The following is a 25,411-nucleotide window of genomic DNA, read 5'->3' as shown; positions in this document are numbered from 1 at the left end:
CGCATGTCCGCTCGGTTGGGCCCGTGGAAGGTTGCCTGAATGTCCGCGTCGATGAACCGGTGCATACGCCAAACGCATTGCCATCCGATTCGGTGCGTTGTAACCGTTCGTGCACCGCCCCAACGGGGTAGCTCTATGCCAGCCCAGGGCGACGCCCTGGGTTTGGGGAGCGGCACAAACGACGGCGGCCCTGAGCCACGGTCCCGTTACGTCACGCCAGCGCGTTGGTGCGTGTGGACGCGGTGCGTTGCCGCCGCGGTCAAACGATAGCGCTCAACATGTTCCTGTTCGACAGGCCCAACGGGGCCGGTGCTACGCCAGCCCAGGGCATCGCCCAGGGTTTTGGGGGCGATGAAAACGGCGGCGGAGCCCCAACGGGGCCACTGCTGGGGCCCCGAGAATCGTTGCAGTCGATAGGGTCGTGCGCAGGATGCCCAAACGTGGCGAATTCTCAACGCCAAATGTTGCATCCAGGCATCATTGCGCCATGGGAATGCTAGGTTTCTGCGGGCAAGGTCTGCCTGAACGGATTCGTTTGTGGAACCCGCAAAAACTGCAAGAGCGATGTTTGCTACAAGGACCCACCACCACTTCACCGCGGCGCTTTTGGCGTGCTTTCTGTTGATGCCATGCGTCACCGGTTGCACTCATTTGCAGCTGCCGGCTATCGATCCGACGGGCGACTGCTTTTTCCTGCCTTGCCCGAATACTACGACACTGACGCTGCCTTGCACCGATAAATTGCAAAATGGCTGCGGTCCGTTTGGGTGTCTGCCCGAGCCGGCGTTCACCGATCCTGCGCCGCCGCCGCCGTGCCTGCAGGGAGCAGGTGTGCCGCGAACCGCCCCCGCTCCGCCACCAGCCAAGGTGGTCGATGAGTGCGCCGACGGTCCCAAAGCGGTTCTGTTCGACAAACATTGCGATCTGCATAAGTTGTTGCATCTGCCCGATCGCGGCAAACGCGGCCGAATCCTATTGAACCATCGCAAGATCATCGCGCCGGTCGGCGGCGAAGTCGTCCTGCTGTCGGGTGTATGTGGAACCGATGGTTATCTGATGACCGGCGAACCGTTGGAATGGATGTTGACGCCCGATAGCGTCGGCACCTTCATCGACGTCGGCGACGATAAACAAGGAGCGCTGCATCGCTTGGTCGCTCGTAACCCGGTCGAAAAGAAAACCGGCAGCTATGCGCTTGGGCGGACCAGCACCGTCGCATCGTTGATCACGCGTGGGAACCTCCGCCGCGGCGACGATGTGCCTGTCAAAAAGGGAGAGACTTGGTTGTCGATCAGCTCGCCCAGCGAAGGGATCAGCCGCGTCACGGTGATGGCTCCCGAAAGCGATTGCTGGGATCAACGCAAAGCGACCGCCACGATCTACTGGGTCGATGCGCATTGGCAATTCCCTGCGCCGCTGAATCTGCGGGCTGGCGAACAAGCTCAACTGACCACACATGTGACTCGCAAAGAGGGCGAACTGCCGGCATCGGGCTGGAAGGTCCGTTATCAGGTGATGAATCCTGAAGTCGCACTGTTCGACAATGGCCAATCGCAACCGCAAGCGGTGATCGAAGCGGTCGTCAACGAAAATGGTGATGCCACCGCGATTCTGCGTCCGATCGCACCGGTTGCCGGAACCGCGTTCATTCAAACCACAGTGATCCGTCCCGCGGGACTCGACGAAGCGTTGCCGCGGATGACGTTGGGAGCCGGTCAGACGATGGTCACTTGGTCGGCACCACGGTTGGTCGTTCGGACCGGTGCCCCGCCGTTTGTCGCTCGCGACGAAGAGTTTGCGATCGGCATCAACGTCTCCAACTCGGGCGATTTGACTGCGGAAAACGTTCGCGTTTTGACCGAACTGCCGCCTGGCGTCGAACTGGTCAGCACCTCGTTGATCCAAGCTGATGGCAGCCGAGTGCCCGCGCAACATACGCTGGTCGGAGCTCAGATTTTGTGGGACATCGACAACCTGCCCGCTCAGACGCAACTGGACATTGAATTGAACGTTCGCGCCAAAGCGAGCTTCCAGATTCCGGTGCAGGCTCGTGGAGCGGAGAACACGTTTGCCGAGGACACCGTCAACGTGACCGTTGTCCAACGGAACCTGGTCGTGACGATCACGCCAGCCGATCCGAACGCTCGTGCCGAGGTAGGGCAAGAGACGACGTTCAATATTGAAGTACGCAACAACGGCGATCAACCGATCTCGGGCGTCCAAGTGCACGCTCAAGGGGATCAAGGTCTGTTGGCCTTTGCCGCCGACACCGGGCAGTGGCAACAGCATGTCGTGAAGGTCTTGGAAGAGCCTCTACTGCCTGGCAAGCCTTGGACAATTCAAGCGACCTACCAGGTTCGTGAACCGGGGCAACGCTGTGTTCAAGCGACAGCGACCGGCGGCAATGCTCAACGAGCGACGGAATCGGCGTGCGTCAACGCGGTCAATCCGCCACCCGCGAACCCGATGGTTTCGGCTCGCATCGTGACCGGGAGTCAGTCGGTGCAACAGGGGGAGGAAGTGCTGGTGAAGTACTTCGTCTACAACAACGGGACCGTGCCGCTGACCGACGTCCGCGTCGTGGCCACCTACGACCCCGCGTTGACTGCGTTGCAATTCACCCAAGGTTACGACTCGTCGCAGCTAGGGATCTTCACAGTCAGCTGGGTTTTACCAAGCATCCAACCAGGTGAGGAATTGCCGGTCGAAGGGGAGTTCCGCGTCGACGGCCGCCCTGGCGTGGCTCGACTGGATGTGGCGATCTCGACGGAACAGGGTGCCAACGCATCGGCTGATACCACGCTGGAGGTGTTGCCGCCAGCGGTGGCTCCTCCTCCCGCGACGGGGCCAACTCCCACGCCGCAGCCAACACAGCCGCGGCAGCAACCGACGCCTCAGCCGCCCCCGATCGGTGCTCCGCCAATCAATGGCAGCACGACTCCGATCCCCGGCCCGACGACTCCACCGGCTCAAACGCCAGGTGCGGTTGGCAGCGGAATCGGCGGCCTGCAGGTCGACATCGAATCTCGCGACAACCCGGTCGTCGTCGGCGATCGCATCTCGCTGGACTTGGTCGTGACGAACAATCGCAACGTTCCCGAGGACGACGTCATACTGAACATCCTGTTGCCAGCCGGAACGCGGCTGGAGGCGGTGCAATCGACGATGTTCCAAGGGGATCCCGTCGAAAACATCTCCGCCGATGGGATTGTTCGGTTGCAGCCGATCAGCCAGTTGAGGGCGGGTGAGGCGATCCGCTACACGGTGTTAATCACGGGAAATCAGCCGCAATTGATGACCGTGCGGGCCGAAGCGACCAGCCGCCAGTCGCCCGATGGCGTCGGTGACGAGACGCGGTTGCAGGTTCAGGCCCGCTAAAAAGGGGCTGTGCGAACGATTCCGACGGTCGAGTCGATCGTTGGGCGATTCGCGGCCCTTGGGCGGCGAAAAAGGGAGTAATCGCCGTCCCCTCGCGGAAATCATTCGTATATAATGCGAAGACGACACTGATCGCTGTGAGTTGGTCGCCGTCCCCTCTTTTGCCAGAATAGGGTCGGGATCGGGCAACGCGTGCAGCTTTAACTTCGCAATTAAATGAACCAAGGATCCCAATGATGCAGAACGACTCTACACGTCGAGGCTTTTTAAAGACATCTACGATTGCCGCCACGGGAGCGGCGTTGTCCAGTTCGGTGGCTCGCACCGCGCATGCTGCTGGCAGCGACGAAATCCGCTTTGTAGTAGTCGGTTGTGGTGGTCGTGGTACCGGTGCCGCGATGCAGATCATGAACACCAAAGGGAACACCAAGCTGGTTGCCGTCGCTGACGCTTTTGGCGACAAAGCCGAACGCTCGATCAAGAGCTTGGCCAACAAGCACAAAGACAAAGTCGACGTTCCTAAGGAGCGGATCTTCACCGGTTTGGACGCTTACAAGCAAGCGATCGACGTCGATTGCGATCTGGTTGTGATCGCGACTCCTCCGGGCTTCAAGCCGCAACAGTTCGAATATGCGGTTAACAAGGGACGCCACATCTTCATGGAGAAGCCGGTTGCCGTCGACGCACCAGGCGTTCGCCGCGTGTTGAAGTCGGTGGAAGAATCGAAGAAGAAGAACCTGATGGTCGGTATCGGACTGCAACGCCGCCACGAACCCCAATACATCGAAACCATCGACCGCATCCACAACGGTGCGATCGGCGACGTGATCGCTCAGCGCGTCTATTGGAACGGCAACGGCATCTGGTATCGTCCCAAGACCGAAGGCCAGTCGGAAATGGCGTTCCAGTGCAACAACTGGTACCACTTCAATTGGATCTGCGGCGACCAGATCTGCGAGCAACACATCCACAACCTCGACGTCGGTTGTTGGGTCAAGGGATCGTATCCTGTCGAATGCAACGGCATGGGCGGTCGCGAGATGCGAATGGGAGGCGATGCCACCAAGAGCCAGATCTTCGACCACACGTTCTGCGAATACACCTTCTCCGACGGCACGAAGATGTTCAGCCAAGGACGCCACTTGGGCGGATCGTGGACTCACGTCGGCGAAGCGGTTCACGGTTCCAAGGGTACCGCCGATCCATCGGGATCGATCACCGGCCCCAACGCGTGGAAGTTCTCTGGTCAACGACTCAACGGTCACCAGCAAGAACAACACGACCTGATCGAAGCCCTGATGGCGGGCGAGATCTACAACGAAGGTGAATACGGTGCGAAGAGTACCTTCACCGCGATCCTGGGCCGCGAAGCCTGCTACTCGGGCAAGGTGATCAAATGGGATCAATTGTTGGCCGAAGGAAAGGATCTGTGCCCGGGCATCGATGAATACACAATCGATTCGGATCCACCAACCATGCCTGGTGAAGATGGCAAGTACCCGCATCCGGTTCCCGGCAAGTACAACCCATTCGCCTAATCGCCATCCGGTTGAAAACTGTTAAATCTCAAACGCCCTGTCATCGCGACAGGGCGTTTTTTTGTTTGCCCTGCGAGCACTCACCGCAAGCTTGCAATCATGCTGCGGTTGGGCCACCATAAAGCCTTCCCATCCCGCCTGAAATCCCACCAAAAAGGATCCTCTGAATGATGTTGCCCACCGATCGTCGTGGTTTGAACGGTTCGTTCGCCACAGTTGCCCTGTTGGCCGCGTTTCTGATCAACTCGCTGGCATCCAACCACGCCGCCGCCGAACACGAGGGACGCGTGCAAATCCTGCTGCTCGGCGATAGCACAGCCGAAGGGAGCGTGCCGCGGCGGATCCGTCCCGAAGGACCGCATCTGGAGACGGTGCTGGAACAGTTGCTGGCGGCGGAAGAGGATCTGCCCGCTTGCGACGTGATCAATTCGAGTCTCAGTGGCGAATATATCCGCCGGTTGTTCGATTCAAATCGCTACGATCGCGACGTCGCCAAGCTGCCGGGGCTCGATTACATCTTCATCCGCTATGGCTTAAACGATCGAGCGCGGCTGGATGATTTCGCCAGCGGCTTTCCCGCCGACTTCAAGAAACTGATAGCTCGACTTCGCGCCGACCATCCCGGTGCGATACTGATCCCGATGACAGTCATCCCGTTTTCGGGAGAGGAGGCGAGCAAGCAGATCAACGATCTGGTTCGCGGCGTAGCGAAGGAAGAGAAACTGGAACTCTTCGATATTTATCCGCGTTATTCAGCGGAGTTGGAGAAGGGATACAACATGCTCAACTACCGACGCTACCCGTTGGCGAAGATCCCAGCCAAGTACCATGAACTCGTCAAGCCGTTTGTGTATGGCCCCAGTGTCGAAGTGATGGGGAACGAGCTCGATGCGATCTTGGGACATCTGCCGGGTTGGACCGGAGATCGGCACCCGAACCTCGCCGGGTACAACGTGATCGCCGATGAGACGGCCAAATATCTGGCCCCGCTGTTGCGGAAGCGAGCGGGAAAATAGAGGCCAGCGGCCTGCAGAGAACTGTTCGAGCAGGCGGGCACAATCGGCCCGCACGCTCGAATTTGTACAGCCGCGATTATTCGGCGTGGACGCGTGTTCCAAACTCTTTCAGCTTGGCCAGCTGTTGCTTCTTCGCGTCGTCCGAAAGCGGATTCCCTTTCACGTACAGCTTCAGGAAGGGAGCGAATCGCTTCGACCCTTCGAAGTCTTTTTTGCACATCTCGACCAACACGCTGAGGTCGGCAATCTTGTTGTCCTGCAGCAGCATGAAGTCGAGATCGCTCAACGACTTCAGCGGGCTGAGATCGGAAACTCCGTTGCGTTGGATGTCCAGCGTCGTCAGCCAACCGAGGTTCGCCAGCGGGCTGAGGTCGCTGATCTGATTCCCCGCGGCGTCGAGCGACCAAATTTTGGTCAGTTCGGCGATCGGTGCCAGCGTGGCTAGCTTGTTATCGGCCACGTACAAGGTCCGCAGATTCGACATCGCCTTCAGTGGTGCTAGGTCGCTGACCTGGTTCCGCGACAGATCCAACAGTTGCATTTTGGTAAGTCCGGCCAGCGGTTTGATATCGCTGATCTTGTTCCCTGCCAGCGTGACCGATTGCAGGCGGGTGAGGTCTTTGATCGGCCCGAGGTCGGTGATCTCGTTGTCCTCCAAATCGATCAGCATGATCGCTTTGCAGTGTTGAAGGCCTTCGAGGCTCTTGATTCCTTTTCCCTTGCCGACAACGCGCGAGATGTTTTTCACGTCCTCAGCGGTGATCGGTTCGTTGTTGTATCGCTTGGCAAACACCTCGGCTCGCACCGCCGCTTCGAGCGCCTTGTCGGGGAAGGTCGGCGCTGGCTTGGCTTCCGGTTTCTTCTCTTCCGGCTTCGCTTCAGCCTTCATTTCCTTGGGCTTTGCCGCTGGCTTGGCTTCTTTTTTCGGCTCGGGCTTTGCTTCCTTCTTGGGTGCCGGTTTATCTTCCTTCTTGGGCTCGGGCTTCGCCTCTTTCTTCGCCTCAGGCTTCGCCTCGGGCTTTGCGTCTTTCTTTTCTTCCGGCTTTTTCGCCTCAGGTTTTGCTTCTGCCGCCGGTGCGGGCTTCGCCGGATCGGCGGTCTTGTCGTCGGCGAATGTTGTACCAAGCATCAAGCAAGTGATCGCAAGCCAGCCAGAGATTCGAGTGTTAACCATCAGATATTGTCGTGGGTTTTGAGGAAGGCAGAGATGTCGGTTTCCGTAGACGATCATTGATACAACCGAAGCATGGTTGTACGGGGTGGGCGATCGCCCGTAGCGGTGTGACCACGGGCGTTCGGGTAAGCTGTAGGTTAATCGCTAGCGGGGGCGATTTCCAGTCGTCCGACGGAGTCGCCGTTGTCGAAGCCCCTAGACCATCGAAGCGGTCCAGGCGGGGGGATCGCTTGCTGGAAACGACTCGTCCAACGCCTCATCGATCGAGTTTTCGCTCAATCGCCCACATGATGGCAGCGGCGCCTGCCAGGTCTTGGCGAGCTCGGCCGCTTCCCGAACCCGAACGAGCAGTTCCGGGTAGCTCTCTGGCGGGGCAAGGGCACTGAAATCCCGAGCTTCTTGACCAAAATGGTCGCTTCGATCGAACCGCCGTCCCAGTCGACTCGCAGACCGGGCTACGCGTTGGCAGAGATCGTTCCACTCTCGAGTTACAAATACGTCGTTCATCAAACACCTCCTGACACAAAAAAGAATCAGGAGTTTAAGCGTGCAAACGACATGCCGAGCGATCAGTCGATGTGCCGCAACAGTGGGAATAAGATCACGTCGCGGATGCTCTTCGAATTCGTCAGCAGCATCACCAGGCGATCGATCCCGACGCCCAGGCCCCCCGCAGGAGGCATTCCATGCCGAAGAGCCTTGATGAAATCGTTGTCCATCTTGGCCATCGAATCCTCTTCCTCTTGACCGTCCAACTGGGTTTTGAACAGTTCTTCCTGAAGGTCGGGATCGTTCAGTTCGGTATAGGCGTTTGCTAGTTCCATCCCGCAGATGAACATTTCAAAGCGTTCGGCGATCGCGGGATTGTCGGTTTTGCGTTTGGTCAGCGGGCAGATGCTCGCCGGGTAATCGATCACAAAAACGGGACCGACAAGCGTGTCTTCGACCTTCTCTTCGAAGATCTCGTTTTTGATCACGTCGGGATGTTTGCCGGTTGGATCGAGGCCGACGCTTTTCGCATAAGCCGTCAATTGATCGGCGTCGTGAGGATCGATCCCCGTATGCTGGGCGACCAGGTCGTCGTATTTATGGCGTGCAAACGGCGGAGTGAAATCGATTTCGACGTCGCCGAATTTGCGTTTGTAACCGCCGCCGATCGCGTCGATCGCGTTGACGACTAGCTTTTCGGTCAGGTCCATCATCGATTCGTAATCGCCGTACGCTTGGTAGCACTCGAGCATCGTGAACTCGGGATTGTGCCGTGGGCTGATTCCTTCGTTCCGGTAGACACGGCCCAGTTCGTAGACGCGTTCGATGCCGCCGACAAGCAGACGCTTCAGATGCAATTCCAACGCGATCCGCATCGTCAGGTCCATGTCCAACGCATTGTGGTGCGTCGTGAAGGGGCGAGCCGCGGCGCCACCGGCGATCGTGTGCAGCGTCGGCCCTTCGACTTCCCAGAAGCTCTCTTGGTCCAACGTCTCGCGAATGCTTTTGACGATTCGCGTGCGGTTCAAGAACGTGTCGCGGACTCCATCGGTGTAAACCAAATCGAGGTAACGCATCCGCTGACGCAGTTCCACGTCGGCCAGACCGGCATGTTTCTCGGGTGGTGGCTCGAGCATCTTGCAATGGAAGTGCAAGCGTTCGGCAAAGACAGTCAGTTCGCCGGTGTTGGTTCGTCCTAACCGTCCGTCGACGCCAACCAGATCGCCGAGATCGAACAGTTTGGAGAGCGCAAAGTTCTCTTCGCCGACCTGGTTCTTTCCGATGAAGATCTGGATATCGCCGGTCATGTCGCGGAGGTTCAAGAAGACCAGCTTACCGGTCGGTCGCATCAGGATGATCCGTCCGGCGACGCGAACCTTGGGGCCGATCTCCGCACCCGGTCCCTGGTCCGATTTCCATTGACGGTATTCAAGGTCGGGTTGATCGAAATCGGGCAGTTCGACCAGCGTCCCATCTTCCAGCTTGAATTTGACCTCTTCGGCCCGTTGCCGCACCTCTTGGATCATCGACCGGTCGTCGAATCGCTGGCCCCACGGATCGACTCCGGCGGCGTTCAGTTTCGCCAGTTTTTCGCGTCGCGCGCGTTGGTGATCGCCATCGTCGTTCAGAGCGTCGTCGGGAGAATTATTCATCGTGGAATCAAGCGTTAACGGAAAGAGGGAAGAAAACGAGGGCGGCTGCAGACTTTTGACACCGGTGGGGGGCGGAATCCGCAGCCCCAGGTCGTCCGCAGTCGATCGGCTCGCTGGGGCGATTGTAGACTTGCGGTTATTTGCTGCAACCGCACCAAACGGCGCGATCACCTGACAAATCGTCAAGAATTACCCAATCGGATTACAAGCGGATCGATTTTAGTGCCGATTTTGTTCCAGATGGGCCCGCGAAGGCAAGCGTCGGGATGCCCCTGCCGTTGCCAACGTGGTTCGCCCGGTCTTTGAAATGACGAGGAACGAAGCCATGTCTCACATTACCCACCGGCACCGCAGCGGCGCGACCCTGTTGGTCGTCGACCCCCGCCCCGTAAGCCTGACGGCGCTTGCGGCGGTGATCGATTCGCAAGGTTACGAATGTTATTGCGCTCGCAACGCCAAAGCGGCTTGCAAGGCGGTCGAGCAACGGCCGATCGATATGATCGTGTGGGATGTCGCCGATGATGCAGCCGCAGCGATCGATCAAATTCACGCGCTTCGTGAGCTGCACCCCGAATCGTTGGCCGACGTGCCAGTGATCCTGATCGCCGAAAGCTGTTGGGCCGGGCTGGAGACGCGGCTCGACCCGATCTCGCCGGCTCGCTGCCTGTTCAAGCCGCTGGACCCCAACACGCTGATCGATCTGATTCAGCAATCGCTGTGGGTGCCGCACGTGATCCGCGGCCATCACTTGAATGTGCAAAAGCCCCAGCGGCCGGGTTGGGTTCAGTTGTAGCCGCGCCGCCCTATTGCTTGGCTGCGTTGGCGCCGACGGGAGCTTGCGGCCAGGGCGTTTCTCCCGGAGCCCATTGCTGCGGCTGTTTGGCGCGGACCGCATCGACAGCTTGTTTGAGCCACGCCGGCGGCGCGAGACTCTCTTTCTGACCGTAGATATAGGGCAGCGGCGGATCCATCAGTAGCGGCTTGTCCCCAAGCGGCGACCGCTGGCGGCCAACCATCCTAAACAATGCCACCGCAGATCCGATGGGCACGGCGGTTTGGTTCGATGGAGTCAAGCTGTGCCAGAGCAAGCTGTCTGCGCTCGCCAATCGGGTCGAGACGCGGCGTAATCGAGCCTGACGCCTCGGCAAGCCAACGGTCCATGTGTTCGGGCGTGTGCCGAGCGGTTTGGAGGATCGAACCACAATCAGCGCGTGGAAGATTGTGGATCGATTCGTCGGAGAACCGCTGTCGTTGGATACATCCGACTTGGCACTCGCCGGAGTCGGGCCACGCGACCGGAGAAGCTGCTGCCACTACGTTTCAGGCTGCCATCGCGCGGCAAGATTCCACGCACTTGCGACAAGACTCGGCACAGCGTTGGCAGTGATCGTGCTGGTGGGCTCCGCATTGCTCGGCGCACCACTGGCACACATCCGCACACAGTCGGCAGATTGCGTCGGCAAAACGGCTGTCGCGTGCCATCGCCTGAGCGCACAACAGACAGACGTCGATGCACTCTCGGCAGCAACGCGGGCAATCGTTATTGCTGTCGATGTCGATCATCGCGTCGAGACATTGTTCGCATTCGGTCGCACACTTTTGGCATGCTTCAATACATTCTCGATTCATTGCTATTACTTCCTTCGGGAGTCTACCGACTTCTCCGCCAGTCGGTGGAAATCATTAAACGCGTGTGCGGAGTCACGCTGGAGGCGGTGAAGATCACAACCGAAGTCGGATGCGATCGACGATCTGAATCGCTTGTTGGCCTGTACGGGATCGCGCTGCGGAATTGAGTGCGTTGCCGCATGGATCGCCTGAGCTTCACAGACTCACAAGCACAACATGAACGCTGTCAGCGCATGTTTCTCTTCGGTCGTTAAATCCAACTGCAGCACGAGATTGAAGAACTCGACCGTGTCAGCCAGTGTCAAAAGTCGGCCGTCGTGGTGATAGGGTGGAGAGTCCTTGATGCCGCGCAGTGTGAACGTTTTGATAGGACCGTCGGCGATGTTGAACTGATCACTGATCTTCTCGGGGGCGTAGAATCGTTCTAAATGCAGATCATGCATTTGGTGGTCCAGGTAAAAGGGTGGTTTATGACACTCGTCGCACCGCCCCTTGCCGAAGAAGATTTCTTGACCTTTCATCTCCAGCCGCGTGGCTTTCTCGGGAATCAGCTTGCCAAATTCATCGAGCTTCGGAGCTGGGGGAAAGTCGAACATGTTTTGCATCTGAGACATCATTGCGACGGCGTCGGAACGGTCGGGCAGATGGAGTCCTTTCTTCGCCGCGATCACGTGATCGCCGTCAAAATACGCGGTCCGTTGTTCGAATTGAGTAAAATCTTCAACGCTGCGGAGCGAACGTTTCGAGCCGTGAATCTGTTGGTTGAACATGCCCCGCAAGCTGACCGTATCGAGCCGAAACCGGGCAGCTTGCGGTCGCGTATCGGGATTGAGATGAAACGCAGCGTTGGTGTGACCGTTGGTGTGACAGTCGAGGCAGCTGACGCCCAAGCTTGGTTCGTCCGCCTTGCGGTCCTCGGTCTGGTTGAACTGCTGCTGGGGGAACGGCGTTAGCAGCAACCGCATACCTTCCATTTGGACCGGCGTGACCTTGCCCTTGAGCAGCATGTAGTAGTTCTTGATCGTCAGCACCTTTCCCTGCGATACGTCGCCAAGGTCGGGGCGCGTTGAAAGAAATATCGGTGCTGGGAACTCGGGCGTCAGATGTGTCGGCAGGTCGAATTCGACGTCAAAGCGTTCCAGGTTACGGCTTTCGGCGTCGAGAATCGTTTTGATTTGGTCGTCCGGAAAGACCTGCCCGCCAGTGACGTGATGCGCATGCGGCAGCGGCCGAAAGCCCATTGGGAAGAGGTTCCGACGTTTGATTTCGGCGGGAGACATGTCGGCGAGCTGTTGCCACGAGACGCCGTCACCGAGTTTCACTCGCACACCCTGTTGAACCTTTTTCCTTCCTCCCGACATCGAGACATTCGATGGCGCGTCGCCGAGATCGTACCGCGACTGCAGCAAGTTGGCTTGGCGCTGCATGAATGCAGGCTTTTTTTGTTGGTCGGATTCCCGTGTCGAAGCAAAATCCTTGTCGATCACAACGGGCATATAGGTTTGGTCGGGAAGCGACTGGGATTTCTGATCTTCAGCGTTCGCGCGGGGTTGAGCGGGGGAGGTTTGTCCGTGAGCTAACGGACAGGCCGCGGGAAGAAATGCGATGATGCAACTCAGTAGTCCGGTCCGGCAATTTTCGTTTTGTCGTTTCATTGTTGGTTATCCAAGGTTTGATCACATGTCTGAATTTCGATGGCGGAAGTTCCCTGGTTCGATGCTGGAAGATGAGAACGTGCCTGTTTGCAATGAGCTCCCGCTACGCACTGTGCGTTGGGATCTTTCGTTCTCAGTACGAAAGCTCCGCCAAAGATTTGTCCTGATTCCCCGTCGTAGGAAAGGGGCGGCGCAGCAGGACCCGTTCCCACCAGCGGGCTGGCCGTAAATTGCAATCATCGCCATCGAGTACGTGCCGTTTGCCGCGTCGCGTTCGCACGCAGACAGCCCCACCAGGCAGGATCTTCTCGACACGCCAGAATTTGTCGACACAATAGCTGTAGTGGTCACCACGTGGTGAGGGCCGAACTTGGATCGCGCGTGTGCCCGGTTTTGTGCTTTGTTTACTTATCCGATAGACGACCGGTTGTCCAACTTGGTACATAGATTCGCCTGCTCCAAAAGAGAATGTTTTGCGGGTTCACGAGGAGAAAAGACGGAGCAAAATCTGTGCCGGATCTAAGGAGAGAGGTGAGCTGTTTATACAACTCCGCCGGCCTGTCGCTCAGAACGCAAGATGAAACACTGGCATGCGAATCGCCAAGCCGCGACACCTCCTTGATTCGAGCATTCATCACGACGGGCCGGACGTTCACCAGCAAACGGCAGTGATACCCGTGGTACTTCACCCGATTGCGCCACTCATGAAATCGCACGCCGTCGGACCCGCCAGCCGCCTGCTCCATCGCATGGTATCCGCGTTTGTAGGTCTTCTTGACGCCAGCGATGAGTGGTTCGATCCCTTCCTCTTCGATCGACCAGCGATCGACATGTTCTCTCGCTTCCCGCAACCGCTCCAAGACGGTCTCGCAGGCGTCGTCCATATCGATCGCGTCGGCTAGGTAATGCTTGCGGTTTCACGTAAGCCGCCGACGGATCGAACCAAACGCGTGGCGATCGACCGGATCGTTATAGTGTTCCATCAAATCGTCATAGGTATCGAGAAGAACCTTTGCATCGCGGGCTCCCGACAGCAAACGCGCGGTATCGCGGCACCACCGGTTTCGCTTGTCATAGGTTGCTTCAAAACCGGGGCGAAGCAATCGCAGCAATCCACGCAATTTCTTGCATCGCTTCCGCACTTGATGGACTTGGGTGGGAGGATCGAGACGATTGTCACCCAGTTCGCCGATCGCTTTTTCGATCTGTTCGGTGGCGATTCGCCGGACGCCGTCGTTGATCGTTTCGTTGCGTTCGATTCGATATCCCATCGGCTTGTCTCTTTGCTACCGCTCCACTTCGCCGCTCTACAAAACGCAAGCGGTCGGTATGACGGAGCGATGATCGCCGCGGTCGATGTTAATACGCATTGCGCCGCTGAACCGTTTCGACGACACGAACCGCATCCTTTTCTGGCTTGATACCACTGCCGTACAGTGATGCGTAAGTCTGCGTCGCTTCGGCTCCCAACAGCACGATCATCGCGGTGTAATAGACCCATACAAGGATGACGGCGAACGAGGCGGCAGCGGCACCCAACTGGGCTCCCGGTTCGCTGTAGCTGAAATAGACCTGCATCGCAAACCGTCCCAGTAAAAAGAGGATGGTGGTGATCGCAGCGCCGACAGCAACATCTTTCCAGCGGACGACCGCATCGGGCATGTACTTGAAAATCGCTGCGAACATGACCCAAACCACCATCGCTTGAACGGCAAAATTCGTCGCTTCGCCAAGCATTCCCGACACGCCAACGAGGTCGCTGAATCCTTGCAGCAACGACGAAACGACAAGCGAAACGAGCAACAGAAATCCAAGTCCCAGAATCATCCCGAAGGAGAGCACCCGCTTTCGAATCAAGTCGGTCCAATTCGCCTGGTCTGGATCGGGTTTCACCTGCCAGACTTGGTTCAACGCAGCTTGCAACGATGCCACGACCCCAGTCGCACCGATGACGATCCCGGCGAAGCTGAGCAACGTCTTCCACCATGTGCCGCCAGCGTCTTGATTCCGTTCCAGAATGGTACCGATCTCTTCGGACGCCGCTTGATTGCCGATCATCTGAGCGGCCTGACTCTCCAAAAGCCCCTGAGCTTTCTGCTCGGCGGCTTCGCTGTCGTACATCACCGACAGGCTGAACGTTAGGATCGTGAGCAGCAGGTACAACAGCGGAGGAAGCGCAAATGCGGTGTAGTAGGCGAGCGACGCGGCGAGCGTTGTGCAGCGGTCTTTGGAGAAGTCGGCGAAGGTCTGTTTTAGAAAGTTCATGATCCCGTGTTGTTCCGGTCGGAGGTAGCATCGGCGAAGACTATCGGCAACACGCGTGCCAAATGGTACTTGCGGTTTTTCGCGGCAGCTGCCCCGTCCTAGGCACCGCAGAGTTGGTTGTCGCCACGACTTTTGCAGCGAACGTGGATTTCTCCCGATTTGACGGCAGCCGTGCCTCGGTGCGGCCGAGACTGTTGCGGTACCGACCACAGGCTGGTCGGAAACCGCTCAGACCATCGGGTTGCACGGCGGCATTGCTTTCGCACGAGACGATCAGACAGGTGTCTTGCCGCCGGTACATCCGAAGACTTCCGCGGTGACATAGCTGGCATCGGGGCTCGCTAGCCAAACATAAAGCGGCGCAAGTTCGATCGGCTGAGCTGGTCGTTGGAACAACGTGTCGGCACCGAAGTTCTGCAGGTGGTCCTGCGGCATGGTGCCGGGGATCAGCGGGGTCCAGACCGGTCCAGGAGCGACCGCATTGACGCGGACCCCATGCTTGCTTCCCAACTTTGCCAGGCCCTTGGTCATCCCCAACAACGCTGATTTTGTCGCCGAATAGGGCAGCAAGTAGGCTGAGGGATCATAGCCCTGGATCGAGGCGGTGTTGATGATGCTTCCTCCGGGCGGGAGCCGTTTCATTGCGGCGCGACACAGCCAAAAGGTTGCATAGACATTCGTTTTGAAAATCCGATCGAACGTTTCGGTCGACCAGTCGTCAATTTCTTCTCGCGTTTGTTGGTAGGCGGCGTTGTTGACCAGGATGTCAATCGCACCGAGTTGGTCGAACGCATCATCGACCAACCGCTCGCAGAACGACTCGTCGCGCAAGTCGCCCGGGAGGACCACGGCGTTCGCACCGGCTTCCTTCACCAACTCAGCGGTTTGCTGGGCGTCGTCGCTTTCGGACAAATAGTTGATCGCCACATTCGCCCCTTCGCGAGCATAACAAAGTGCGATCGCACGGCCGATTCCACTGTCGCCACCGGTCACCAGAGCGGACAGGCCGTTGAGCTTTCCAGATCCCCGATACGACTGCTCGCCGTGATCGGGAACCGGATCCATCTGGGCTGTATGCCCGGGCATCTCGATCGGCGACTGATTTTTAAATGGGGGCTTCGCATGAGCATCGCGAGGATCGACCAGCTTAACGCGTTCAGTGGTTTGTACGGACATAGATAGGAACTCCTGTAACGGTACCTTGGGGTGGGATAGCTGACTTGTTTGCGATCCTGTGTTGGTTGCAAACCGCGCGCCAGAAATCATGAGTATCCGGCGGTTGAACTGGCTCTTGTTCAAAAGTTGCAACAGGCAATCGTCGCCAAGGTCGAGTCTGCGATCCAAACGCCAGAACATCTGGAAGTGAAGCGATTGGCTTAGCGATCGATTCTGCATCGGCCAACGTGTCGTTGAAGGGGACGGCCACCCCGCATCATATGTGTGTTCCAACGGCGCCGGGGTCGCTTCCTCGGAGTATCCGCATCTGGGCCGGCAGATGAAGATTGCATTAGCCAAGTCGATGATCTTCTCTCTCGATGATTTCGGCGCAAGGACTGGATGGCCCAGCAACGTTCGGAACGATCTTCGATCAAACAAAAACAACTCGGCAACCGAATTGCCTGGGCGGATGAATCTCATTCAGCTTGGTTGCTTGTTCGGCGAGCTGCTCAGCCGAATCCGGCCTGCCGTTGTTGCACGTCTGGCTGGGGATCGCTGTGCAATTCTGCGGGGAGCTGTATATTGTTTCTGCGAAGCTCAGACATGCGGCTCAGTGGGCAGATGTTTGATCACACGAGGGTCAGTGGGCTTGTCTAAAAAAGCAGCCGACCTCGCTCAGGGCAACTGAATGCTTGGGAAATCACTGGAACTCTTTACCCTTAACGCGACACTTTATGGGCGAGCATAAAACATCAACAACTAGCCAATCGACACACTTTCCTTTCAGCGATTGTGAGATGGCTAGGCGGACGCGGGACTTCGATTGGTCACAGACCCCAGTCGGGCCGATCGAACGTTGGCCTGCTGCCCTCAAGACCGCCGTCCAGATCATGCTTGGTTCGCGTTACGCAATGTGGCTTGGCTGGGGCCCCGATTTCACTTTTTTCTATAACGACGCCTATGCGCAAATGACTTTGGGGCCGAAACATCCCGCGGCGTTTGGGAAGCCGGCACGCGATGTTTGGTCGGAGATTTGGGACGACGTTGGGCCGCGGGCTGAGAAAGTGTTGCGCACGGGGGAAGCGACCTGGGACGAAGGCTTGTTGTTGTTCCTTCAACGGAGCGGTTTTCCCGAAGAGACCTACCATACGTTTTCCTACAGCCCCTTGCCGGGCGATGATGGCACGGTCGACGGAATGTTATGCGTTGTGACCGAGGACACTCAGCGCACGATTGGCGAGCGGCGGTTGAAGACGCTCCGGGAATTGGCTGCCGGTACGACGGACACCCTGCGCAACGCCGCGGACGCCTGCGAGCGGGCTGCTGAAATCCTCGGCAACAATCTTCGCGACTTGCCCTTCTCGTTGATCTATCTGCTCGATAGCGACCAGAGATTTGCGCACCTACACGGGACGGCGGGCTTGCCGCCCGATGAGATCATTGCGCCTGCGTCGATTGATTTGACGAACAATCCGACGCCATGGCCGTTGGCAAACGTGAGCGACAGCGGGACGCCGGTGCATGTCGACGCGCTACCGGATCGATTGCATGAACTGAATGTGGGAATCTGGCCCGAGCCGCCGACGGGTGCCGTCGTGTTGCCCTTGGCTCGCCCCGGGCAGCATCAAATGGACGGTTTCTTGGTGGCGGGAATCAGTCCGCGTCTACCGTTCGAGGACCGCTATCGCGGCTTCTTCGATCTGTTGGCCGGGCAATTGGTCACCGTGGTCGCCAATGCAAAAGCGTATGAAGAGGAGCGGCGGCGGTCCGACGCATTGGCTGAGCTGGATCGCGCCAAGACTGCCTTTTTCTCGAACGTTAGCCATGAGTTTCGTACGCCGCTGACGTTGATTCTCGGTCCGGTCGGCGACATGTTGAACCGGAGCGGTCCGGAGGAAATCTCGCCGCAGATTAAGCGCGATTTGGAAATCGTCAATCGGAACGGAATGCGACTGCTGCGGTTGGTCAACTCGCTGTTGGATTTCTCTCGCTTAGAAGCGGGCCGCGCCGAAGCCCACTTTCGGCCGCTGGACCTTGCCAAACTGACGTCCGAACTGGCCAGCGTGTTCCGTTCAGCCATGGAAAACGCAGGCTTGGAATACCATGTCGATTGCCGCCGGATCCGCCAAGCCGTATTTGTCGATTTCGATCTGTGGGAGAAGATCGTTTTGAATCTCCTGTCCAACGCGCACAAGTACACGCTCAAAGGCAAGGTTTCGATTCTGTTAGACGAAACAGACGATGGGGTTCGCCTGCGGGTGAGCGATACCGGAAGCGGAATTCCGGCCGAACATCTCGCCAAAATCTTCGACCGCTTTCATCGGATAGAGGGGACCGTGGGAAGGTCGCACGAGGGAAGTGGGATTGGATTGGCGTTGGTCCATGATTTGGTCCAAATGCATGGCGGAACCATCGAGGTCGAAAGCCAGTTGGGAGTCGGCAGCGTTTTTACGATCCGTCTGCCTCGGGGAAAAGCTCATCTGCCCAGCGATCAAGTTGTCGATTCTCCCGCCGATTCGCCGGGCGACATGCCGGCAACGAGACTGGCGGTCTCGATCGTGGACGAGGCGTTGCGTTGGTTGCCGCATCAAGCAACGCACGCAAGTGCCGCGAGCCACGACGGGAACAACCAGAACGAATTTGCGGAAACCAGTCCGTCTTCGCGGTCGGACAAGCCTGTGATTCTGGTTGCCGACGACAATGCCGATATGCTCAGCTACGTTTCTCGGCTGTTGGCTTCGCACTATCGAGTCGTCTCGGTTTCCGATGGCCAGCAGGCGCTCGAACGGATCAAAGTCCAACCCCCGGACTTGATTCTCAGCGATGTGATGATGCCGCGGTTGGGAGGGGGCGAATTGCTTGAGCAGGTCCGCGAGGATCGCGAGTTGGCTGACATCCCATTCATCCTGTTGTCGGCCCGCGCCGGCGAAGAGAGTTGTGTGGAGGGGCTCAGGTCGGGAGCGGACGACTACCTGATCAAACCATTCACTGCCCGCGAATTGTTAGCTCGCGTCGAAGCCCATTTGAAAATTGCCAAACTGCGTGGCGAAGCGACACGTTTGGCGAAGGAAAGCGAGGCGCGGTTAACGATCGCCCTTGCCGCGGCGCGGATGTTCGTGTGGGATTGGAATTTGGAATCGGGTGAGGTGACGTTGTCTGAAAATTGCACCGAGGTGCTGCCGAAATTTTTACAGCAGACGCGGTTTGCCTCGGTCTCCGACGTGTTTGAATTGGTGCATCCCGAGGATGTCGACCGTGTCCGCGCGACGATCGATCAAGCTGTCGAATCTGGTTCCGAATTTGAGATTCAATTCCGTTGTCTCAACGAAGAAGGCGAGATTGCGTGGCTGGAAGACCGTGGCCAAGTTATCTCGGATGAGCACGGCAACCCGGTCCGAATGCTGGGAGTCGTGGTCGATGTGACCGAGCAAAAGCATTCGCAGGAATCATTGCATCAGCGAGAGCGGTTTCTACAGGCGATTTTTGATGCAACGCCCGAGTGCATCAAATTGGTCGCGGCCGACGGCACCTTGGTGCAAATGAACACTGCGGGGCTGCAGATGGTTGAGGCGGACAAGGAATCCGATGTCGTGGGGCAGTCGGTGTGGGGGATCATTGCGGCCGAACACCGAGACGCTTTTCGCAACTTCAACGAAGATATCTGCCGAGGGCGAAGAGGCATCTTGGAATTTGATATCGTCGGGAAATCGGGCACGCGGCGGCAGATGGAAACGCATGCGGTCCCCTTGCCATTGGATGACGGTCGGACGGTCCAGTTGGCAGTAACTCGGGACGTCACCGAACGCAAACAGGCGGAGGCTGCGATGCGCGAGCGTGAAGCCGCGTTTCGAGGCATGGCTGACAATGCTCCGGCAATGCTATGGGTCACCGATCCAAAAGGGCATTGCACGTTTATTTCCCGGGGATGGTGTGAGTTTACTGGCCAGACAGCCGACGAGGGCCTCGGCACCGGATGGCTTCGTGCGGTACATCCAGATGACCGCGAGTCGTCGGGCAAAATATTTCAACACGCCAATGAAAATCGGCAGCCATTCACGATCGATTATCGCGTCCTCACCGCTGATGGAGAGTACCGCTGGGCGATCGATATGGGGCGACCTCACTTCGATTCGAATCATAACTTTCTCGGTTTTATTGGCTCGGTCACCGATAATCATCAGCGCAAGACAGCTCAGGACTTTAGGCTCAGCCAAGCGCGCGTGTTGGAGATGATCAACAATCATCGTCCGCTTCGCGAGGTTTTGACCGAGGTCGTCTACTTTTTAGAACGTCAAATCGATGGCGGGCTCGGTTCTATCTTGCTGCTCGATGAGAATTGCGAACGCATGCGTCTTGGGGCCGCTCCGCACCTGGCTGATGCTTACAATCAGGCAATCGACGGCATCCGCATCGGAGAAGGGCAGGGATCGTGCGGCACCGCTGCCCATCGTCGTGCGACGGTTCTGGTGGAAGATATCCAGTCGGATCCGCTGTGGACCAATTTCCGCGATTTAGCTGCCGTGCATGGTATCGCCGGTGCCTGTTGGTCGGAGCCGATCCTTTTGGGGGACGGGACTTTGCTCGGAACCTTGGCGGTTTATTTCCCCGTTCCGCGAACTGCCCGTGAGGAGGAATTCGCGGCGATGCAGCAGCTGGCTGGATTTGCTGCGATTGCGATCGAACGCTACCGGGCGCACAAGGCGATTCACGAGAGCGAACAACGGTTCCGGATCCTTGCCGACAACATGAGCCAACTGGCCTGGACCTGCGATGCATTTGGTGAAGTCAATTGGTTCAACCAACGATGGTATGACTACACAGGTCGCTCATTTGAGGAGATGCGGGGTTGGGGGTGGACAAAGGTGCTCCAAGCCGAACACCGCGCCCGGGTCGTCGATGGAGTCGAACGGGCCCGCAATCGAGAAGACGTTTGGGAAGATACATTTCCGATGCTCGGTGCCAATGGCGAATACCGTTGGTTCCTATCCCGCGCCGTTCCGATCCGCGGCGAACAAGGAAAGGTGTTGCGTTGGTTCGGAACGAATACCGATGTCACCGAACTGCGCGATGTTCAGCAGTTATTGCGAGACGCCGATCAACGCAAAGATGAATTCTTGGCAATGCTGGCTCACGAGCTGCGGAATCCGCTCGCTCCGATCCGCAGTGGGCTCGACCTGCTAGCGATGGAACCCGAGCATCCGCAAAACGATATGATCAAGATGATGCAGGACCAAGTCGATCATGTCGTTCGGCTTGTCGACGACCTGTTGGATGTAGCGCGGATCATGCGTGGCAAAGTCGAATTGCGCAGGGAGCCGGTGGAGCTGGCCCCGTTGGTAAGACAATCTGTCGACGCGGTCCGACCGGCGATCGACAGCCACCAGCACGAGCTGACAGTGTCGTTGCCTAATCGTTCAGTCTGGCTGGACGCGGACCCCGTGCGGATTGTCCAGGTGATCGAAAACCTGCTCGGTAACGCGGCCAAATACATGGAAGCGGGGGGCAATATCCAATTGTCCGTCGATCCGCATGACGATCGCGTATCGATCTGTGTTCGAGACGAAGGCATTGGCATCGATGCGGAATTGTTGCCCAGGGTGTTCCAGTTGTTTACGCAATCGTCGCGCTCCCTCGACCGTTCCCAGGGGGGACTGGGGATTGGGCTGACGTTGGTCAAGCAATTGGTCGAACTGCATGGCGGAACCGTCATGGTTGAAAGCGAAGGGATCGGCCATGGCAGCCAATTTACGGTTACATTGCCAACCGGAAAGGTGTCCGCTCAACAATCCGAGGAATCCCCCGATCAACACCAGCTCAGCAAGGTGCGTCGGATTGTGCTTGTCGACGACAATCGCAGCGCAGTCTTTTTGCTCGATCGTCTGTTGAAGAAATTCGGCAAACATGAAATCCATCATGCCTCCGACGGCCCATCGGCGCTGGAACTGATTCGCAAAGAACATCCCGAGATCGTGTTGCTGGATATTGGGCTGCCGGGACTCGATGGATTTCAAGTGGCTGAGGCGATCCGGCAAGAGGGCAAATTTGACGATATCCTAATGATCGCGTTGACCGGGTACGGACACGAAGAGGCACGCCAGCGATGCGAGCGTGTTGGTTTTGATGAGCACCTTGTCAAACCTCCGTCTGTCGACCAGATCAAGAAGATCCTCAGCCATTGCAAACTTCGCTGACAGCCGGCGTTACAACCTTCTCTGGCTGCATTCTATTTTGGGACTTGCAGCGTTCGACGCAGCAACACGCGGTTTGTCGTCCTTGCTCTCTCTGAGCGATCGTCCCTAGCATCGTTTCGACTGGGAATCGTGCGCCGGAGGATCGGCGTCGGTTGTGCAATGTCCTGGTTGGCGCAAGACGTGTTGGGACCTGGGGATCACCCATCCGATCGGCAGGTTTGGAACGTGAGTTGCAGATGGTTGCTGGGAGTTGGTGCAATGCGTTGCACCTTTTTTCCGACCTCCAACGCTATCAAGGAGAACCACAATGGGACTGTTTTCAACGACTGAATTTCAATCGCTTGAATGCCTGCTCGTCGAACAGCTTCAGGACCTCTACGACGCGGAGCATCGATTGGTCGATGCGTTGCCAAAGATGGCCGACGCAGCGTCATCGCCGCAATTGAAGCAAGCTTTTGAGAGCCATCTGGAAGAGACCAAGGGGCAGGTGAATCGGCTGGAGCAAGCGTTTGCACTTCTCGACAATTCCGCGAAGCGAGAATCGTGTGAGGCGATGAAGGGCTTGGTCAAAGAGGGCGAAGCGATGATCCAAGCCAAGGGGGACCCTGCGATCAAAGACGCGGCGTTGATCGCCGCGGCGCAGCGAGTTGAGCACTACGAGATGGCCGGTTACGGATCAGCGCGGAACTTCGCCCAGCGGTGTGGTCGACAAGACGTCGCCGATCTCCTGCAGCAAACGTTGCAAGAGGAAGGTGATGCGGATAAGAAGCTGACGCATATCGCCGAATCGTCGGTCAATGCGGCGGCCTCGCACGCCTAACGCTTGCCTCGGACTCGTCGATCCAACGCACAGCGTCGCGCGGCGATACAGCCGCGCGACGTGGCGTCGATCGTTTCTCAAGCGATCTCGGTTGCCGCGACGCTTCACGCCATTGGACGCCCGCGCTCGTGGACATCACGCTCTTTATGATCGGATTCGAAATGAACATGTTTTTCGACGGCTGGACTCCGGTCGTGCGAACTCTAGTTATCGGGACGCTCTCTTACGTCGCGCTCATCCTGCTGCTACGCGCCAGCGGCAAGCGAACGCTTTCCAAGATGAATGCGTTCGACTTTGTGGTCACGATCGCCTTGGGATCGACTTTGGCCTCCACCCTCACCTCGCAAAGCGTTTCGCTGGTGCAAGGGGCGACGGCGCTGACGTTGCTGATTCTGCTGCAACTCGTTTCCACCTGGCTCGCCGTCCGCTACGACTGGTATTCACAGCTCATCAAATCGGAACCGACGCTCCTCTTCTTTCAGGGCCGCTACTTGCACGATGCGATGAAGAAGCAGCGGGTCACGCAGGCGGAGATACTTGCCGCGATGCGACAGCACGGTGCCGCAGCACCGGAAGACGTGGATGCGGTGATCATCGAAACCGAAGGGTCGCTGTCGATCATCCGGGATGGCATTGGGTCGGTCGAAGAAATGCGACGCCTTGGGGTGGAGGAGTCTGGAGGCGCGCGGTCGGAGAAGGGGAGTCAGAGAACGCGAAGGACTTAATTAAAGCGTTGTTTTGCAAGAGGTACCACTGACACCGAATTGAGGCCACTGAAGTTCAAAGGTGATCAGAAACGGGGCCAGCCGATCGTGGTGGCTTCGCGAATCACTGAGACTCCGCGAGGTGGGTTAGTGGGCTTTCGGAGAGGCTGTCGACAGCTTGGTGATCGGAGTCAGCTCCAGTTTGCGGAACTCGACTTCCGCCCCCTCCGCCTGCAATGAAATTTGTCCCTGCTGCGCTGTGCACTCGTAGCCGTCGTTGACTCGGTCGCCGTTGACCCGGACGCGAATCTTGTCGCCCAGACACTCGATGACCATCGTGTTCCATTGGCCCAGTGGCTTTTCGCTGCCGTCTGTCAGGTTGAGGATGTGGCGGGATTGTCCCTGTTTACCACCCCAATTCTCTTTCGGACCCTTGCGGCGATCCTCCATCTCTGGACCCTTGATGTCCTCGTGGATGCACCAGAAGTCGCCCGCCGCCTGGTGCTGCATCTGGACTTCCAGCGATGCCGGAAACATTTCGTAAAGGACTCGGGGACGCTTGCCATCGGTGTGCACCAGGACGCCACAATTCCCCGGCACTCCCGCAAAGCGGTACTCGACTTCGAGACGATAGTCCTTAAACGACTTCTTTGTGATCAGGTGTCCGCGCGGCACGCCCATGCTCACCAGCTTCCCCTCGCGGACGATGAAGCTCGGTTCGATGGATGGATTGTTGTCGGCGTCGGGAACGTCGGCGTACCAGCCCGCGAGATCCTTGCCATTGAACAGTTGGATGGGATCGCTCGCATCGTCTTGGGCGGCGACGCTTGAGACCAGCTGGAGTTGTATCAACAGGGCGACAATCAGAGTCGACTTCATGAATTGTTTTCCGGTCATTTCTGTTATTCCTCGACTTCATTGCATTCGCCGGAGTCGGCAACGGGCTCTTTGTGTTGCCCATTTTACAACATGACAGCACCGATGCGACAATACGGTGGGGATTCACTTTAGGGCGAGAGTATGCCTCGCGATCATGGTCCGTTAAGCCCCAGCCCGAAATCGGGGCCTTGTCGCTAGTGCTTCATCCACATTTGAATTCAGGGTAGTGGACGAGGGCACGAGTCCTTTCGCGCCAGAGATTATGGGCTCGTGACCTCCTGTCGGTTACCCACAAATTTCCCGAAGGGAATCAAGCAATTAGCCGTAGGTAAGCGCAGCGCCACCTACGGTATCGAACGTAACTCGCTAAGTTGACCGCGAAGGCGGTCGCAGAATCCCATGCAGTTGCGCTGCGACCGCCTTCGCGGTCGGCCGTTCGCGTCTCGTGTCATTCCGGTGGTATCGCGTTCGCTCAACCACCGGCTAATGGCTGCCACGCCGTCGGCGTAGTTGCGACTTGTGGGTAATCAACAGCTCGTGACCTCGTCCACTACCATCAGTCCTAAAATCCAAGTTTGACAAACCACTAGCCCCGGCATCGGTGCCTGAATCGAACTCCTCGTCGGCAAGAAGGCATTGGTCGAGCTTCGTTCGGAAACTAGCTTCCTTCCAATCTGGGCCGAGGCTGACGAGTTCCTGCCGCCGGTCCCCAAACGGTTCTCTCGACATCGAGGCGATAAACGCATGCCTTCCGGGGACCCCTGGCGGTTCCTCTATATAAAACGCAACGCCACCACTGGCCCTGGCGCTCCAGAATTCCGGTGACTCCTGCTTATTGCAGAAGTCTCGCCAGCTAGAGATGT

Annotated in this window: 20 protein-coding genes; 8 read left to right on the top strand and 12 right to left on the bottom strand. The window is 57.8% G+C overall.

Annotated elements, in window-relative coordinates; all coding sequences use genetic code 11:
* Positions 1–206: 206 nt before the first annotated feature.
* Positions 207–455, bottom strand: coding sequence for a hypothetical protein (locus EC9_RS20185; protein ID WP_145347931.1), 249 nt, complete (start codon positions 453–455; stop codon positions 207–209).
* Positions 456–564: 109 nt separating this feature from the next.
* On the opposite strand from EC9_RS20185, the gene EC9_RS20180 reads away from it, so the two are divergent.
* From EC9_RS20180 to EC9_RS20170, 3 genes are all read left to right on the top strand, one after another.
* Positions 565–3,378 carry a COG1361 family protein gene (locus tag EC9_RS20180; RefSeq protein WP_145347930.1) on the top strand — a complete coding sequence of 938 codons (2,814 nt, stop codon included), beginning with the start codon at positions 565–567 and terminating at the stop codon, positions 3,376–3,378.
* Between the two features lie 236 nt (positions 3,379–3,614).
* Entirely contained in the window at positions 3,615–4,916 is a 1,302-nt protein-coding gene (locus EC9_RS20175; protein WP_145349261.1) for a Gfo/Idh/MocA family oxidoreductase, read from the top strand.
* 167 nt (positions 4,917–5,083) lie between these two features.
* Positions 5,084–5,932, top strand: coding sequence for an SGNH/GDSL hydrolase family protein (locus EC9_RS20170; protein WP_218934294.1), 849 nt, complete (start codon positions 5,084–5,086; stop codon positions 5,930–5,932).
* A gap of 76 nt (positions 5,933–6,008) precedes the next feature.
* On the opposite strand, the gene EC9_RS20165 is transcribed toward EC9_RS20170, so the two are convergent.
* The 3 genes from EC9_RS20165 to lysS all read right to left on the bottom strand — a co-directional run bounded on the left by EC9_RS20165 (position 6,009) and on the right by lysS (position 9,247).
* Entirely contained in the window at positions 6,009–7,061 is a 1,053-nt protein-coding gene (locus EC9_RS20165) for a leucine-rich repeat domain-containing protein (protein WP_145349259.1), read from the bottom strand.
* A 240-nt stretch (positions 7,062–7,301) separates the two neighbouring features.
* Positions 7,302–7,613 carry a hypothetical protein gene (locus EC9_RS20160; RefSeq protein WP_145347929.1) on the bottom strand — a complete coding sequence of 104 codons (312 nt, stop codon included), beginning with the start codon at positions 7,611–7,613 and terminating at the stop codon, positions 7,302–7,304.
* Between the two features lie 62 nt (positions 7,614–7,675).
* Positions 7,676–9,247 (bottom strand): lysine--tRNA ligase, encoded by a 1,572-nt coding sequence (lysS, locus tag EC9_RS20155; protein WP_145347928.1) that lies wholly within the window; start codon positions 9,245–9,247, stop codon positions 7,676–7,678.
* A 325-nt stretch (positions 9,248–9,572) separates the two neighbouring features.
* On the opposite strand from lysS, the gene EC9_RS20150 reads away from it, so the two are divergent.
* Entirely contained in the window at positions 9,573–10,040 is a 468-nt protein-coding gene (locus EC9_RS20150) for a response regulator (RefSeq protein ID WP_197451302.1), read from the top strand.
* Positions 10,041–10,050: 10 nt separating this feature from the next.
* On the opposite strand, the gene EC9_RS20145 is transcribed toward EC9_RS20150, so the two are convergent.
* Entirely contained in the window at positions 10,051–10,278 is a 228-nt protein-coding gene (locus EC9_RS20145; RefSeq protein WP_145347927.1) for a hypothetical protein, read from the bottom strand.
* A gap of 289 nt (positions 10,279–10,567) precedes the next feature.
* Positions 10,568–10,876 (bottom strand): four-helix bundle copper-binding protein, encoded by a 309-nt coding sequence (locus tag EC9_RS20140; protein ID WP_145347926.1) that lies wholly within the window; start codon positions 10,874–10,876, stop codon positions 10,568–10,570.
* Here EC9_RS20140 and EC9_RS26655 point away from each other — a divergent pair.
* A complete protein-coding gene (locus tag EC9_RS26655; RefSeq protein WP_218934293.1) occupies positions 10,876–11,043 on the top strand; it encodes a hypothetical protein in 168 nt (55 codons plus the stop codon). The two genes, EC9_RS20140 and EC9_RS26655, sit on opposite strands and share 1 nt — an antisense overlap.
* Before the next feature lie 36 nt (positions 11,044–11,079).
* Here the strand turns inward: EC9_RS26655 and EC9_RS20135 are convergent, their stop codons facing one another.
* The 5 genes from EC9_RS20135 to EC9_RS20110 all read right to left on the bottom strand — a co-directional run bounded on the left by EC9_RS20135 (position 11,080) and on the right by EC9_RS20110 (position 15,972).
* On the bottom strand, positions 11,080–12,531 hold the full coding sequence (locus EC9_RS20135; protein WP_218934292.1) for a cytochrome B6: 1,452 nt from the start codon (positions 12,529–12,531) through the stop codon (positions 11,080–11,082).
* 404 nt (positions 12,532–12,935) lie between these two features.
* Positions 12,936–13,415, bottom strand: a complete 480-nt coding sequence (locus EC9_RS26650; RefSeq protein WP_218934291.1) for a hypothetical protein — start codon at positions 13,413–13,415, stop codon at positions 12,936–12,938.
* Between the two features lie 33 nt (positions 13,416–13,448).
* Positions 13,449–13,802, bottom strand: coding sequence for a CHAD domain-containing protein (locus tag EC9_RS20120; protein WP_145347923.1), 354 nt, complete (start codon positions 13,800–13,802; stop codon positions 13,449–13,451).
* 88 nt (positions 13,803–13,890) lie between these two features.
* A complete protein-coding gene (locus EC9_RS20115) occupies positions 13,891–14,796 on the bottom strand; it encodes a YihY/virulence factor BrkB family protein (RefSeq protein WP_145347922.1) in 906 nt (301 codons plus the stop codon).
* A 273-nt stretch (positions 14,797–15,069) separates the two neighbouring features.
* Complete coding sequence (locus tag EC9_RS20110; RefSeq protein ID WP_145347921.1) at positions 15,070–15,972, bottom strand: SDR family oxidoreductase; 903 nt, start codon at positions 15,970–15,972, stop codon at positions 15,070–15,072.
* Positions 15,973–16,751: 779 nt separating this feature from the next.
* On the opposite strand from EC9_RS20110, the gene EC9_RS20105 reads away from it, so the two are divergent.
* The 3 genes from EC9_RS20105 to EC9_RS20095 all read left to right on the top strand — a co-directional run bounded on the left by EC9_RS20105 (position 16,752) and on the right by EC9_RS20095 (position 23,690).
* Positions 16,752–22,145, top strand: a complete 5,394-nt coding sequence (locus EC9_RS20105) for a PAS domain S-box protein (protein WP_218934290.1) — start codon at positions 16,752–16,754, stop codon at positions 22,143–22,145.
* Between the two features lie 307 nt (positions 22,146–22,452).
* A complete protein-coding gene (locus tag EC9_RS20100) occupies positions 22,453–22,965 on the top strand; it encodes a ferritin-like domain-containing protein (RefSeq protein ID WP_145347919.1) in 513 nt (170 codons plus the stop codon).
* A gap of 161 nt (positions 22,966–23,126) precedes the next feature.
* On the top strand, positions 23,127–23,690 hold the full coding sequence (locus EC9_RS20095; protein ID WP_145347918.1) for a DUF421 domain-containing protein: 564 nt from the start codon (positions 23,127–23,129) through the stop codon (positions 23,688–23,690).
* Between the two features lie 126 nt (positions 23,691–23,816).
* On the opposite strand, the gene EC9_RS20090 is transcribed toward EC9_RS20095, so the two are convergent.
* Positions 23,817–24,566, bottom strand: a complete 750-nt coding sequence (locus tag EC9_RS20090; protein ID WP_218934289.1) for a 3-keto-disaccharide hydrolase — start codon at positions 24,564–24,566, stop codon at positions 23,817–23,819.
* Between the last annotated feature and the right edge of the window lie 845 nt (positions 24,567–25,411).

Source organism: Rosistilla ulvae, assembly GCF_007741475.1.
GTDB lineage: Bacteria > Planctomycetota > Planctomycetia > Pirellulales > Pirellulaceae > Rosistilla > Rosistilla ulvae.
Note: the sequence above shows the minus strand (reverse complement) of the source record. Positions and strands in the feature narration are given on the sequence as shown.